This window comes from Marimonas arenosa (genome assembly GCF_030848945.1).
GTDB lineage: Bacteria > Pseudomonadota > Alphaproteobacteria > Rhodobacterales > Rhodobacteraceae > Marimonas > Marimonas arenosa.
Genome location: NZ_JANHAX010000002.1, coordinates 748,970 through 763,445, shown reverse-complemented (window position 1 = coordinate 763,445; position 14,476 = coordinate 748,970). Strand labels below are relative to the sequence as shown.

Annotated in this window: 10 protein-coding genes and 1 tRNA gene; 3 read left to right on the top strand and 8 right to left on the bottom strand. The window is 65.2% G+C overall.

Annotation, left to right across the window (positions count from 1 at the left end):
- Window positions 1-5: 5 nt before the first annotated feature.
- From NO357_RS09955 to NO357_RS09935, 5 genes are all read right to left on the bottom strand, one after another.
- Entirely contained in the window at window positions 6-2,633 is a 2,628-nt protein-coding gene (locus NO357_RS09955) for a TRAP transporter permease (protein WP_306735495.1), read from the bottom strand.
- 118 nt (window positions 2,634-2,751) lie between these two features.
- Window positions 2,752-3,717, bottom strand: a complete 966-nt coding sequence (locus tag NO357_RS09950) for a TAXI family TRAP transporter solute-binding subunit (protein WP_306735494.1) — start codon at window positions 3,715-3,717, stop codon at window positions 2,752-2,754.
- A gap of 185 nt (window positions 3,718-3,902) precedes the next feature.
- Window positions 3,903-5,504: a thiamine pyrophosphate-binding protein gene (locus tag NO357_RS09945; protein ID WP_306735493.1), complete on the bottom strand. Its 1,602-nt coding sequence runs from the start codon at window positions 5,502-5,504 to the stop codon at window positions 3,903-3,905.
- Window positions 5,504-6,700, bottom strand: coding sequence for a 3-sulfinopropanoyl-CoA desulfinase (gene acdA, locus NO357_RS09940; RefSeq protein ID WP_306735491.1), 1,197 nt, complete (start codon window positions 6,698-6,700; stop codon window positions 5,504-5,506). Before acdA ends, NO357_RS09945 begins: the two co-directional genes overlap by 1 nt.
- A 3-nt stretch (window positions 6,701-6,703) precedes the next feature.
- A complete protein-coding gene (locus NO357_RS09935; protein WP_306735490.1) occupies window positions 6,704-7,885 on the bottom strand; it encodes a CaiB/BaiF CoA transferase family protein in 1,182 nt (393 codons plus the stop codon).
- A 101-nt stretch (window positions 7,886-7,986) separates the two neighbouring features.
- Here NO357_RS09935 and NO357_RS09930 point away from each other — a divergent pair, with 101 nt between their 5' ends.
- Window positions 7,987-8,847 carry a LysR family transcriptional regulator gene (locus tag NO357_RS09930; RefSeq protein WP_306735488.1) on the top strand — a complete coding sequence of 287 codons (861 nt, stop codon included), beginning with the start codon at window positions 7,987-7,989 and terminating at the stop codon, window positions 8,845-8,847.
- A 134-nt stretch (window positions 8,848-8,981) separates the two neighbouring features.
- On the opposite strand, the gene NO357_RS09925 is transcribed toward NO357_RS09930, so the two are convergent.
- Window positions 8,982-9,067: transfer RNA gene (locus NO357_RS09925), tRNA-Leu, on the bottom strand.
- Between the two features lie 130 nt (window positions 9,068-9,197).
- On the opposite strand from NO357_RS09925, the gene NO357_RS09920 reads away from it, so the two are divergent.
- A complete protein-coding gene (locus tag NO357_RS09920) occupies window positions 9,198-9,734 on the top strand; it encodes a hypothetical protein (protein WP_306735487.1) in 537 nt (178 codons plus the stop codon).
- Window positions 9,735-9,746: 12 nt separating this feature from the next.
- Here NO357_RS09920 and NO357_RS09915 read toward each other — a convergent pair whose 3' ends face one another.
- Both NO357_RS09915 and NO357_RS09910 read right to left on the bottom strand, forming a co-directional pair.
- Window positions 9,747-10,307: a tetratricopeptide repeat protein gene (locus NO357_RS09915; RefSeq protein WP_306735486.1), complete on the bottom strand. Its 561-nt coding sequence runs from the start codon at window positions 10,305-10,307 to the stop codon at window positions 9,747-9,749.
- Between the two features lie 32 nt (window positions 10,308-10,339).
- Window positions 10,340-10,831 (bottom strand): Lrp/AsnC family transcriptional regulator, encoded by a 492-nt coding sequence (locus NO357_RS09910; RefSeq protein ID WP_306735485.1) that lies wholly within the window; start codon window positions 10,829-10,831, stop codon window positions 10,340-10,342.
- Between the two features lie 80 nt (window positions 10,832-10,911).
- On the opposite strand from NO357_RS09910, the gene putA reads away from it, so the two are divergent.
- Window positions 10,912-14,346, top strand: coding sequence for a bifunctional proline dehydrogenase/L-glutamate gamma-semialdehyde dehydrogenase PutA (gene putA / locus NO357_RS09905; RefSeq protein ID WP_306735484.1), 3,435 nt, complete (start codon window positions 10,912-10,914; stop codon window positions 14,344-14,346).
- The last annotated feature ends 130 nt before the right edge of the window (window positions 14,347-14,476 follow it).

Sequence of the window (14,476 nt, the reverse complement as noted above, 5' to 3'; positions counted from 1 at the left end):
TCCTCTCAGGCCGGCTGCGCCGCGGCGCGCCTCGCCCGGCCCAGTTGCAGGAAGACGATCAGCCCCAAAAGCGCCAGCGCCGGGAGATAGAACACTTCCTTGGGCATCCGCCGGGCCTCCTGCTCGATCCGCAGCAGTTCCCAGTCGAAATCGATTCCCTGTTTCTGCAAGTCACCGCCGAAGGCGAGGTTGTCGACATAGACCTTGCCGTCATCCTCGGTGCGGAAGGCAATGCCCGCATGCCGGTCGAGCCGCGCCTCGCCGTCGCCATCGGCCTTGTTGCCCAGCGCCAGCGACACCGTGGTGGTGTCGATCTCGCCGGTAGCGAAATTTTCACCCTGCAGAACCGCGCGCAGGCTGGCGCCGTCTTCGGCCGCCGTCGCCAGTTCATTGACTTGCGCCGCATCGACCAGGACATAGGGCTCCTCGACCATGTCGAGCCAGAACCCCGGCCGGAACAATGTGAAGGCAATTAACAACAGCGCCAAGTTTTCCCACATCTTGGAGCGGGTCAGGAACCAGCTTTGTGTCGCCGCCGCGAACAGCATCATCGCCACGACCGCGACAATGAAGACGAAAATCGCCTTCTGCCAGGTCACGTCAATCAGCAACAGCTCGGTGTTGAAGATGAACAGGAACGGCAGGATCGCCGTGCGCACGTCATAGGAAAAGCCGATAATCCCCGTCTTGATCGGATCGCCTTTCGAAATCGCCGCCGCGGCAAAGGCCGCCAGACCCACTGGCGGCGTGTCATCCGCAAGGATGCCGAAGTAGAAGACGAACATATGCACCGCGATCAGCGGCACGATCAGCCCCGATTTGGCGCCCACCGCGATGATCACCGGCGCCATCAGCGAGGTGATCACGATATAGGTCGCCGTGGTCGGCAGGCCCATGCCCAGCACCAGGCTGAACAGCGCCACGAAGATCAGCATCAAGAGCAGATTGCCACCCGAGATCACCTCGATGAACTCGCCGATCACCTGGTGCGCCCCGGTCAGGCTCACCGTGCCGACGATGATGCCGGCCGTGCCGGTCGCCACCGCGATCCCGATCATGTTGCGCGACCCCGAGATCATCCCGTCGAGGAACTCTCTCCAACCGCGGGCCCAATCGCTCAGCCCCTCACCGCGGAACATCGCCTTCAGCGGGTGCTGGGTCAGCATCACGAAGATCATCGCCAGCGTCGCCCAGAAGGCCGACAAGCCGGGCGACAGGCGTTCGATCATCAGGTTCCAGATCAGCACCACCACCGGCAGGATATAGTAATACCCGGTCTTGGCCACCGGCCCCGGCTCGGGCAGTTCCTTGAACGGCGCATTCGGGTCATCAATCTCGAGATCGGGATAGCCCGCCGCCCATTTCAGCAGCACCAGATAGGCCGCAAAGAACAGCACCATCATTCCCGGCAGCGAATACTTCCCCAGAAGCGGTTTCAGCCAGCCCAGCCCGTAGTAGATGCCCAGGCACAAGGCGCAGAATACCGCCACGCCCAACATGAAGTTCATCAGCTTCTGCGTCAGCGCCCGCACCGGCCCGGACCGCGGCAGGCCTTCCAGGCCCATCTTCGCAGCCTCCAGGTGCACGATATAGACCAGTGCGATGTAGGAAATGATCGCCGGCAGGAAGGCGTGCTTGACCACCTCGAGGTAGGAGATGCCGACATATTCCACCATCAGGAAGGCCGCGGCCCCCATCACCGGCGGGGTCAGCTGGCCGTTGGTGGAACTCGCCACCTCGACCGCGCCGGCCTTCTCGGCCGGAAAGCCGACCCGTTTCATCAGCGGAATAGTAAACGTCCCCGTCGTCACCGTGTTGGCGATCGACGACCCCGAGATCAGGCCGGTCGCGGCCGAGGCCACCACCGCCGCCTTGGCCGGGCCGCCCTTGAGGTGCCCCATCAGGGCGAAGGCCAGCTTGATGAAATAGTTGCCCGCGCCAGCTTTCTCCAACAGGGAACCGAACAGCACGAACAGGAACACCATCGAGGCCGACACCCCCAGCGCCAGCCCGAAAACCCCTTCGGTCTGCATCCAGAAATGCCCCATCGCCTTCGAGAACGAGGCGCCCTTCCACTGCATTGCATCGGGAAAGAATTCGGCATCGCCGAAGAACACGTACATCAGGAAGAAGAAGGCCACGATCACCATCGGCAGGCCCAGCGCGCGATAGGTCGCCAGCAGCACGACCACCAGACCGATGCCCGAGGCGACGACGTCGCCGGTGGTCCACAGCCCTGGACGGTCGGCAATCGCGCTCTGGTTCCACAACAGGTAGAGTGTCGCGTACAGCCCGGCCGCGATCAACACCCAGTCATAGATGGGGATGCGATCGCGCGGCGAAGACTTGAACATCGGGAAAGCCAGCGTCGCCAGCGTCAGACCAAACGCCAGGTGCAACACCCGCTCGACATCCGAGTTGACATAGATCCAGTTCCATCCGGTCCAACCGGCCAGAAGCGCCGGCATCGGCGAGGCGTTGAATACCTGCGCAAAAGCCCATGTCAGCGCCACGGCGGCAATCAGCCCGGCCTGCCAGCCGATCACCGGGTTGCGCGCGCCGACGTCGAGATCGGCGGCAAAGGCTTCGGCATCGGCCACGCTCTGCGGGCCCTTCTGGTCGTCGCTGTTCATGTCATACCCCCTGTTCCGGTTGGTCCGGATATCACGGTTTTTCTGCCGTCTCACGCGGGCGGCTTGGCACTTGTCACACAAACGAAAAGCGGGGGCTGCGGCCCCCGCTATCCGTGTCTCAGTCCATCAGGCCCAGTTCTTTGTAGGCGCGGACTGCACCGGGGTGCAGCGGCGCCGACAGGCTGTCCTTGATCATCTCCTCGGCCTTGAGGTTGGCGAAGGCCGGGTGCAGCTTGCGGAAATCATCGAGATTGCCCAGCACCGCCTTGGCCACCTGGTACACCGCCTCGTCCGACACCTTGGCCGAGGTCACGAAGGTCGCGCCCACGCCGAAGGTCTGAATGTCATCGGGATTGCCAGGATACATGCCACCCGGAATGGTGGCCATCCGGTAATAGGGACGGTCGGCCACCAGTTTGTCGATCTCCGGCGCCACGGCCGGGACCAGCTTGGCGTCACAGCTTGCCACGGTTTCCTGCGTCACGGCAGACGGATGGCCGACCAGCCAGAAGTAACCGTCGATCTTGTTGTCGCACAGCGCGCCGGGTGTTTCCGACGATTTCATCTGAGCCGCCAGTGCCAGGTCGTCCCGCGACCAGCCCATTGCCGCCTCGATCACCTCCCAGGTGCCCAGCGTGCCCGAACCCGGGTTACCGATGTTGAAACGCTTCCCGGGAATGTCGGTAATGTTGTTGATGCCGCTGTCAGCCCGCGCCAGGATCGTCACCGGCTCGGGATGCACCGAGAACACGGCGCGCAGATCCTCGAAGGCGCCGGCCTCTTCGAATTTCGAGGTGCCGTTGTAGGCATGGTACTGCCAGTCCGACTGCGCCACGCCAAACTCCAGCTCGCCGGCGCGGATGGTGTTGATGTTGTAGATCGAGCCGCCGGTGGATTCCACCGAGCAGCGGATGCCATGTTCCTTGCGGTCCTTGTTCACCAGGCGGCAGATCGCCCCGCCGGTCGGATAATAGACACCGGTGACCCCACCGGTCCCGATCGAGATGAACTGCTGGTCTGCGGCCTGCACCGATCCCGCGGCGACGAAGCCAGCGGCAGCTGCTGCAAAAAGCTTGAGTTTCATGTGTTCACTTTCTCCCTGGTTAAGATCTTGTTAAAGGCAAGCCGCGCACATGGTGCTCCCAGGCGCGGGTCAGGCCGCCTCCCCGTTTTGACGGGTGAGTTTGGTTCTGCCAGAATGCGACCGCTTCCCCCTCTTTGTCCACCTTGGCGACGCTAGAGCAGAACATATGTTATGCCAACGCATGGTCAAAACGCGCCAACGTAATCTTTTTTGTCTACTTTACATGAAATTATGGAAAAACGTTCGTTTTTCCAACTGTCGGCCAGGGCAGCCGCAAAGGCCTCGCGATTCGCCACGTCGATCCCGATGCCGCCATAGGCACGCGCCACCGCGGCGATGTCGGTTGGCGCGAAATCCACGCCATGACCCGGCAGCTGCATCGCCGACTGTTTTTTCTCGATCAGCGCCAGGCTGTCATCGGCCAGCACCACCACCGTGAGTTGCCGTCCCAAGTCTCGCAACGTGGCCAACTCGCCGGCGGTCATGTCGAAACCCGCATCGCCGACCACCGCCACCACCGGCGCGTCCGAGGCCGCCGCCACGCCCGCCGCCAGCGGCACCGCCACGCCCATGGTGCAGAACGCGGTTGATTGCAGCAGCGCGCCGGGCTGCGCGCATTGCCACATCTGGCTCATCAGGATGCGGTGCGCTCCGCTGTCCACCGTCACCACCGCGCCTTCAGGCAGACCCTGCTGCAAGGTGGCGAAGACCGCATGCACGCCCCAGTCTCCCCGGTCGGCAAAGACTGCTTTCAGCGCCGCCCGCGCTGTCGCCGGTTCACCACCCGGCCAGACCTCCTGCAACGGTACGTCCAGTGCGCCATGCAGCGCCTCGATCATCTGCGCCACATCGCCCACAACCCGGATCGCCGCGCCGTGCATGCCGTGCTCGATCCGGGCGTGACACAGATCAATCGCCGCCTCCGCCGCAAATGGGCGGATCCAGCCCGCCCGCATCTCGATCGGATCATAGCCGGCCAGGATCACGCAATCGCTCGCCGCCAGGAGCGGCAGCACATGGCCATCCGACAGCGGCGACAGCCCGTGCCCGCCGAGACACAACGGATCGGCTTCGTCGATCACGCCCTTGGCCTTGTAAGTCGTCAGCACAGGTATGCCGTTGTCGCGCGCCAGCCGCGCAATCGCCGCTCCAGCGCAATGCTGCACCGCTCCCATGCCCGCCAGGATCACCGGCTGCTCCGCTCCCTGCAGCATGTCCGCCGCGCGCTCCAGACTGGCCGCATCGGCCCAGCCTGCGCGGACCGGCGCGAGCGCCAGCGCCAAATCCGGCGCCTCCGCCCCGGCAATCCCTACCGGCAGGTCGAGATGCACCGGCCCCATCGGATCGCTGGTCGCAATCGACAGCGCCTTCTGCACCGCCTGCGCCGCCGTCCCCGGCGCCACCCGGATGCTGGCCTTGGTGACGGGCGCCATCAACGCCTGCTGATCGATGACCTGATGGGTGAACTGCGCCGCCTCGCCCGGATCGATGCAACCCGACAGAACGATCAGCGGCACCTGTTCCTGAAACGCGTTCGCGACCGAGTTGACCGCATTGGCCAGCCCCGGCCCGACCGTGGTCAACAGGAGTCCGGGTGCGCCGGTGGCATGCCACGATCCCTCCGCCATGAACCCACCCGCGTTCTCGTGCTTGACCAGGTGAAAGGCGATGCCCGCCGCGCGCAGCGCTTCCAAGAGCACCAGAACCTCGCCCCCGGGCATTCCGAACGCATGGCGGCACCCGGCCTTGGCGAGGTGCCCGGCAATGATCTCCGCATGGCTTGCCATCATCTGTCTCCTGCCAGCCGCGCATACCCATCCCGCGTCTGCGGTACCTTCATACCGAGAAGGCTGCCCGCGACCTGGGTACGCAACACCTGCGCCGTTCCGCCGCCGATGGTGAACATCCGCGCATCCCGCGCCATCCGCTCCAGCGGCAGGTTGCGCGAATACCCGGCGCTGCCGTGGATCTGCAACGCATCGTTCGTGACCTTGATCGCCGTCTCGCTGGCCAGCACCTTGGCTTGCGCCGCCTCGCGCATGTCCGGGAAACCCCGACCAGCATTCATCGCCGCGTTATGGATCAGACCGCGCGCCGCCGACAGCCCGATCGACATATCGGCCAGCATCCACTGCAAACCCTGAAACTCGGCAATCGGCCGGCCGAACTGCTGCCGCGTCTTGGCATAGTCCAGAGCCAGCTCATAGGCCCCCTGCGCTACGCCGAGCGCCACGGTCGCCGCCCCGATCCTCTGCCCGTTATAGGCATTCATCAGCCCGGCAAAGCCGCGCTTCACGCCTTCGGGCGGGATCACCACCATGTCGTCGGCGATCTCCATATCTTCGAAAATCACTTCTGTCTCGGGAATCCCGCGCAGTCCCATCGCCGGCTCGCGCCGCCCGATTTTCAGCCCCCCGGTCTCGTCCCGGATGGCAATGAAGCCACCGATTCCCTTGAACGCCCCGTCTTCCACCACCCGCGCAAAGATCAGATGGAACTTTGACACTCCTCCGCCGGTAATCCAGTGCTTGGTGCCGTTCAGCACATAGCCCCCCTGCACCTTTTCGGCGGTCGTGCTCATCTCGGTCGCCGCCGAACCGGCCCCCGGCTCGGTGATGCAGATCGCCGGCTTATCGCCGGCCAGCACCAGCTTTGCCGCCAGTCGCTTCTGCGCCTCCGAGCCATATTTCATCACCGCCCCGATCGCGCCCATGTTGGCCTCCACCACGATCCGGCCGGTGACACCGCAGACCTTGGCCATCTCCTCGATCACCAGCACCGCGTCCATATAGCTCAGCCCCAAACCGCCATAGGCCTTAGGAATCGTCATTCCCATGAACCCGGCCTGTGTCAGCGCTTCGACATTGTGCCAGGGATAGGACTCGGTCCGGTCCACCTCGGCCGCGCGCTCGGCAATCACGCCCTGCGCCAGCTTGCGCGCGGCCGCCTGCAACGCGCGGTGATCGTCGGTCAGATAGTACATGCTCTACTCCCCTGCCTCGCCCAGCAATTCTTCCAGAACCTCGTCGGTATGCGCCCCGCATTGCGGCGGCGGACGGCGATACGTGACCGGCGTAGCGGAAAACTTCACCGGGTTGCCGATCAGGTCCACTTGCCCCCGCGCCGCACCGGGAAACTCCATTGCGATCCGCATGTCCCGGGCCTTGACCTGGTCGCCGCTGAAAACCTCCGACAGGGTGTTGATCGGCCCGCCCGGCACGCCGGCTTCCTCCATCCGTGCGATCAGCACCGCCTTTTCCCATCCCGCCAGCTCGCTCTGCAACTCCGCAATCAGCATCTCGCGGTTTTCCAGCCGCGCCGGGTTGGTGGCAAATCGTGCGTCCCCGGCCAGTTCGGGCCGCCCGATGATGCCGCAGAACCGCGCGAACTGCGTGTCATTGCCCGCCGCCAAGATGACGTGGCCATCGGCCACCCGGAACACCTGATAGGGCACGATATTGGGGTGCGCATTGCCAAGCCGTTCCGCGCCCCCACCCAGCAGGTAATTCGTCCCGGCATTGACCAGCCAGCTCACCGTGGTATCGGCCAGGGCTATGTCGATATGCTGGCCCTCACCGGTCTTCATCTTGTGGATCAGCGCCGCTTGAATGGCATTGGCCGCATACATGCCGCACATGACATCTGCGATTCCGACCCCGACCTTCATCGGCTCGCCCTCGGGATCTCCGGTAATCGCCATGATCCCAGACATCGCCTGCGCCAGCAGATCATACCCGGGGCGATGCGCATTCGGCCCGGTCTGTCCGAACCCCGAAATCGAGCAATAGATCAATCCAGGGTAAAGCGCCCTCAGGCTGTCGTGATCGAGCCCGTATTTCCGCAGACCTCCGGGCTTGAAATTCTCGATCACCACGTCGCATTCGCCCGCCAACCGCCGGATCAGCCGCGCCCCCTCTTCCGTGGCCATGTCCACCGCCACCGACCGTTTGTTGCGATTGGCAGACAGGTAATAGGCGCTCTCGGGCAGGTCCGTGCCGTCGGCTCCGGTCACGAAGGGTGGCCCCCAGGCGCGGGTATCGTCGCCGCGTCCCGGACGTTCTATCTTGATCACGTCCGCGCCCATGTCACCCAGCAGCTGCGTGGCAAACGGCCCCGCTAGGATACGGCTGAGATCGAGAATGCGGATACCGTCCAGAGGCCCGGGCATGTCCATCGTCCTTGCTGTCACCCGACCAGCTTAACGCGATTCCGCTTGTTAGCAGAAACGACATTATTGAAATTACTATGTTGGCAAAATAGACAATAGCGATGCAGCCCGACCAGCTCCGAACCCTCCTGGCCATCCGCGATACCGGCAGTCTGTCGGCGGCGGCGGCGGCTGTCCACCTGTCGCATTCCGCGATCTCGCTGCAGATGAAACGGCTTGAGGACTCCCTTGGCCGCGCCGTTATGATCAAGGGCCGCCGACCGGCCCGACTGACCCCCTTCGGCCTGACCCTCGCCACCCGGGCCGAGCAGGTGCTGGCCGATTTCGACGCGCTGATGCGCCTCGCCGCGCCCGACAGCACGACCGGCGACATTCGCATCGGCTTCGTGCCCACCACCCTGCAGACCCTGCTGCCAGTGGTGCTGGAACGGATGCAGACACGATTCCCGGGACTGTCGATCCGCATTTCCTCTGGATTATCCGGCGACTTGGCCGAGCAGGTCGAAACCGGTCGGCTCACCTATGCCGTTCTCACCGCGCCCGCCGCGCCGCCACCCGGGCTGACGCTCACCGACATCGGGCACGAGCCGCTCTATGTGGTGGCCCCCAAGGACACCGCATTGCCGCCCGACCCGCTCGCCGCGCTGCCCGATCTGCCGTTTATCGGCTTTTCCCGCGCCACCTGGCTCGGTGCCCAGATCGCTGCGCTGCTGGCGCCTCATGCCATCACCGCCGCCATCGAGTTCGATAGCATCGACGCGGTGGAAAACCTCGTCGCCCGTGGTTTCGGCGCCTCGGTCGTGCCACAGCGCGTCTATGCCCGACCCCTGTCAGATTCCATGTCCTGCGCTCCCCTGCCCCGGGCCACGCGCAGGCTGGCGCTCGCCGCGCATGTCAGCGACGATCGCACCACCGTGCGCACCGCGCTGGCGGCCTTCGCCAGGGGGACGTCAACCGGTTGACCTCAGTCGTGGGACCACGTCCGGCGCTCACGTTCAGAAACCCAAGCCGCGCTTGCGCACAAGAGTGCGCGTCAGACGACCACCCCGATACCGAACTGTCCTCAACCGGCCTCGGACATTCGGTCGACGGGATATGGTGCGGGCGGTGGGACTCGAACCCACACGGCACAAAGGCCTTCGGATTTTAAGTCCGATATGTCTACCATTCCATCACGCCCGCACGAGGCCGCGCCACCGCTCACAGCGCGCAACCCACCGGCGGAAAATAGCCGACGCGGACCACATGTAAAGCACGGGAATACACCCTTCGTGCCAAAATCTCGCCTAAATGTCACGGTACCTGTCAGGTCATGAGCGAGGATACGCAGTATAGCAAGGACGACTCGAAGCGTGCATTTCAGCAAGGCATGCTGATGGCGCTCGCAATCGCCTTTGCTCCGCTAGCCATTCTTTTCGTCGGCATGCTGATATCGGGCAAGCAACCAGGCGAGTACGACACCGGCCTGCGCTACGGCCTGATCGTGCTCTGGCTGGTCTACGTTTTCACCGCCGATCGTATTGCCGGGCTCAAGCTCTGGTTGCGAATCCCGGTGCTGCGCATGGTCAACACGGGCGAGGTCATCACTGTCATTGCCTTCTCGGCCTTGCTAGCCACGATGCGGCTCGACCCGGCGATGGCGCGCACCGTGCTCATGGCGGAATGGATCAAGGGCTTCGGTCTGATGTTGTCGATCCTCGGCGGCCTCTACCTGCTCTATAAGGCCACCAGCCGTTCGCGCCGGATTGCCCGCGCGCGCCGGGAAACCCGTATCGCGCCGTCGAAACGCATTGCCCGCGGCGCCGGGATCGGCAGAATGTTCAAACGCCTCGTGCCCGGACACGACTGACCCGCACCGGGCCTAGAGATCGGATTCCCCCGCCAGGGGCGCCCCGTCCGTGTCCTGCAGCAGCCGCCGCTCGGGCAGCCAAGGGTTCAGCCCGACCGCCACCCGCAAATCCGCCTGCGCCTCTGCCTCGCGGCCCAGCGCGATCAACGTCATCGCCCGCCCGCTGAGCGCCCCCAGATGTGTCGGGTTCAGTTCAAGCGCCCGGGTCAGATCGGGAAGTGCCGCCTCGAAATCGCGCCGCAGGAAATGCGCGAAGGCGCGTTGGTTGTACCCCTCGGCGTAGTCCGGGCAGTAGCCGACCAGCCAGTCGAACTCGGCCAGCGCCCCGGCGAAATCGCGCCGGTCGCGCATGTATATTCCATGATCCAGCGCCGCCTGCGCCAGATCGTCGGGCGCATCGGTCCACAACGTCCACATCTCGCCCACGACGGCCTGCGCGGCGCCGGCATCGCGCGCTTGCCGCACCTCCTCGACCAACCGCGCCAGGTCCACCGAATGATCCGGCACTGGCGGGCACTCACCGGCCGTCGCCGCGCTCGCCAGCATCACCAGTCCAATCAAACTCTCTTTCATGTCCCGATCATGCGCAACGCGCGGCACGCTGGTCAAATCACATCCGCGAGCCCTTCCTCCTTCACCGCCTGCATCGCCACATAGGTCGAAGTGCTGGCGACATGCGGCAGCGCCGAGATGTCCTCGCCCAGGACCCGGCGAAATTGCTGCATGTCCCGCGTCCGCACCTTCAGCAGGTAATCGAACCCCGCGGCCATCATATGCGCCTGTTCCACCTCCGGAATCTTCGCCACCGCCGCATTGAAGGCCCGGAGCGCTGCCTCGCGCGTGTCTGAAAGCCGGACCTCGACAAAAGCCACGTGATCGAGCCCCAACCGCACCGCGTCGAACATCGCACGATAGCCAAGAATGATGCCACTTTCCTCCAGCCGTTTCAGTCGCGCCTGAGTGGGTGATTTCGACAGCCCGATCCGCCGCGCCAGATCGGTGACGCTGATCCGCCCTTCGCCGGCCAGAACCGAAAGGATCCTGCGGTCGAACAGGTCTAGCACCGTAAACCCGTCATTGATGTCATTTCCAGCCATTTGTCCCTTGAAAATGCCTTCATTAAGGCGGTTTGCCGTCTCACAGCATGTTACTCTAGACCAAACGCAAGGAGTTGCCCATGCCGCTTTCTGCCAATCTGGCCGCGCTCGACGTCCTGACCTACGCTGACGAGACCGACGTGATCGCCCGCCTGACCGAAACCGCCGCGGTCGACGCCGGCGCACGTGCTCGTATCTCGACCCGTGCGGCGAACCTGGTTCGCGACATCCGTGCCCGATCGCACCCGGGGCTGATGGAGGTGTTTCTCGCCGAATACGGCCTCTCGACCGACGAAGGCATCGCGCTGATGTGCCTGGCCGAGGCACTGCTGCGGGTGCCCGACGCCGACACGATCGACGCGCTGATCGAAGACAAGATCGCGCCCTCCGACTGGGCCCGGCACATGGGCCAGTCGACCTCACCGCTGGTCAACGCTTCGACCTGGGCGCTGATGCTCACCGGCAAGGTGCTCGACGACCCCGAACCGGGCCTCATCGGCACGCTGCGCGGCGCGGTCAAGCGGCTGGGTGAACCGGTGATCCGCACCGCCGTCTCCCGCGCGATGAAGGAAATGGGCCGCCAGTTCGTGCTGGGTGAAAACATCGCCGCAGCCATGGATCGCGCCGCCAAGATGGAGGCCAAGGGCTACACCTATTCCTACGACATGCTGGGCGAAGCCGCCCGCACCGAGGCCGACGCCGCCCGCTACCACCTCGCCTATTCCCGCGCCATCACCGCCATCGCCACCGCCTGCACCTCAACCGATATCCGCGCCAATCCCGGCATCTCGGTCAAGCTCTCGGCGTTGCATCCTCGCTACGAACTGGCCCAGCACGCCCGGGTGATGGACGAACTCGTCCCGCGCTTGCGCTCGCTGGCCATCCTCGCGAAATCCGCCCGCATGGGCCTCAACATCGACGCCGAAGAGGCCGACCGGCTGACCCTTTCGCTCGACGTCATCGAAACCGTGCTGCGCGAACCGGCGCTGGCCGGGTGGGACGGGTTCGGCGTCGTGGTACAAGCCTATGGCCAGCGCGCCGGTGCGGTGCTCGACCACCTCCTTGAACTGGCCGAGAAAACCGACCGCCGCCTGATGGTGCGCCTCGTCAAGGGCGCCTACTGGGATACCGAAATCAAGCGCGCCCAGGTCGAAGGCCTGCCCGCCTTCCCGGTCTTCACCCGCAAATCCGCTACCGATGTCAGTTACATCGCCAACGCCCGCAAACTGCTCGGCATGACCGACCGGATCTACCCGCAATTCGCCACTCACAACGCCCATACCACCGCCGCCGTGCTCGACATGGCGCACCAGATGGACATCGCCACGAGCGCTTTCGAATTCCAACGCCTGCATGGCATGGGCGAGGCGCTGCACGATATCATCATGACCAGCGAAAACACCCGCTGCCGCATCTATGCCCCGGTTGGCGCGCATCGCGATCTTCTGGCCTATCTCGTCCGTCGGCTGCTGGAAAACGGCGCAAATTCCAGCTTCGTCAACCAGATCGTCGACGAAACCGTGCCACCGGAAGAGGTCGCCCGCGACCCGTTCGATGCGCTCACCGCCCCGAAGCCTGACCTGCCGACAGGCCCCGTACTCTTCGCTCCGGAGCGGGTCAATTCCCGCGGCTTCGACCTCACCCACACTCCCACGCTCGACACGATCGACAGTGCCCGGGCGCCGTACTTCCAGGTCGCCTGGAACGCGGTTCCGCTGCTGGCCGGCGATGCCGCCCCCGAGACCCCGCAACCGGTGCAGAACCCCGCCGATCCCGCCGACCAGCCCGGCAGCGTCGCCTTCGCCAGCCCGGCCGACATCGAAACCGCGTTGGCTGCCGCCGCCTCCTGGGCGACCACGGCGGCGCAGCGCGCCACGATCCTGACCCGCGCCGCCGACCTCTATGAGGAAAACTTCGGCGAAATCTTCGCGCTGCTCGCCCGCGAGGCCGGTAAAACCCTACCCGACGCCGTGGCCGAGCTTCGCGAAGCGGTGGATTTCCTGCGCTACTACGCCGCCAATGCCCCGGAAGACCCGCCCGCAGGCACCTTCACCTGCATCAGCCCCTGGAACTTTCCGCTTGCCATCTTCACCGGCCAGATCGCCGCCGCCCTTGCCGCCGGCAACGCCGTGCTGGCCAAACCGGCCGAGCAGACGCCGCTGATCGCCCACCGCGCCATCGAATTGCTGCACGAGGCCGGGGTTCCTCGCAGCGCCTTGCAACTGCTGCCCGGCGCGGGCGCGGTCGGTGCCGCACTCACCTCCGACCCGCGCGTCGATGGCGTCGCCTTCACCGGTTCGACCGAGACCGCCCAGATCATCCGCCGCGCCATGGCCGAGAATCTCGCCCCAGGCGCGCCGCTGATCGCCGAAACCGGCGGGCTCAACGCGATGATCGTCGACTCGACCGCGCTGCCCGAACAGGCGGTGCAGGCGATCGTCGAAGGCGCCTTTCAGTCCGCCGGCCAGCGCTGCTCGGCGCTGCGCTGCCTCTACGTGCAGGAGGATATCGCGGGTCCCTTCACCGAGATGCTCACGGGCGCGATGTCGGAACTGGCCATCGGCGATCCCTGGCAGCTCTCGACCGACGTCGGCCCGGTGATCGACGCCGAGGCGCGCGACGGTATCGCCGCCCATATCGCCGCTGCGCGCGCCGACGGCAACTTGCTGCACGAGTTGCGCACCCCCAATGCCGGCAATTTCATCGCCCCCACACTCATCAAGGTGACCGGTATCGCGGCACTCGAGCGCGAAATTTTCGGCCCGGTCCTGCATCTCGCCACTTTCCGGGCCGACGACCTCGACGACGTGATCGCTGCCATCAACGCCACCGGCTACGGCCTCACCTTCGGCCTGCAAACCCGGATCGACGACCGCGTCCAGCATGTCTCGGATGCGGTCCATGCCGGCAACATCTATGTCAACCGCAACCAGATCGGCGCCATCGTGGGCTCGCAACCGTTCGGTGGCGAAGGTCTCTCGGGCACCGGTCCCAAGGCCGGCGGGCCGCATTACCTGGCGCGGTTTGCCGCCAACCCGGCCCGCGCAGCAGCGACCGATTGGTCGGTGCCGATGCCGGCCGACGAGATGCAGCAGCGGATCGCCGGCACAGCCACCGCCGGCGGCGGCCACACCCAGGTGCTGCCCGGTCCGACCGGGGAATCGAACAGGCTCACCACGTTTCCAAGGCCGCCGCTGATCTGCCTCGGCCCCGGCAGGGATGCAGCCGCCGAACAGGCCCGCCTGGTGCGGGCCCTGGGTGGCAGCGCGGTCACTGCCACCGGCGCCCTACCGCCCGACGCGTTGGCCACGCTCACGGGCTTCTCCGGTGTGCTGTACTGGGGACCGCCCGACCAGGCACAGGCCATTGCCCGGGCGCTTGCCACCCGGTCCGGACCGATCCTGCCGCTGATCACCGGTACGCCGGATATCGGCCACACGATGCACGAGCGCCATGTTTGCGTCGACACCACCGCTTCGGGCGGCAACACCGCCCTGCTCGGCGGCGCGGCCTGACGAGCGCACAGCTTCCGGCATAGTCAGGGCACCTTGCCTCTGCAATCCTGCACCGGCCGGGTGAACATCGACCCCGCTCGCGGCGTCATCGTTCTGGAAATATGCAACCTCACCGTCAACCGCCGGCGAC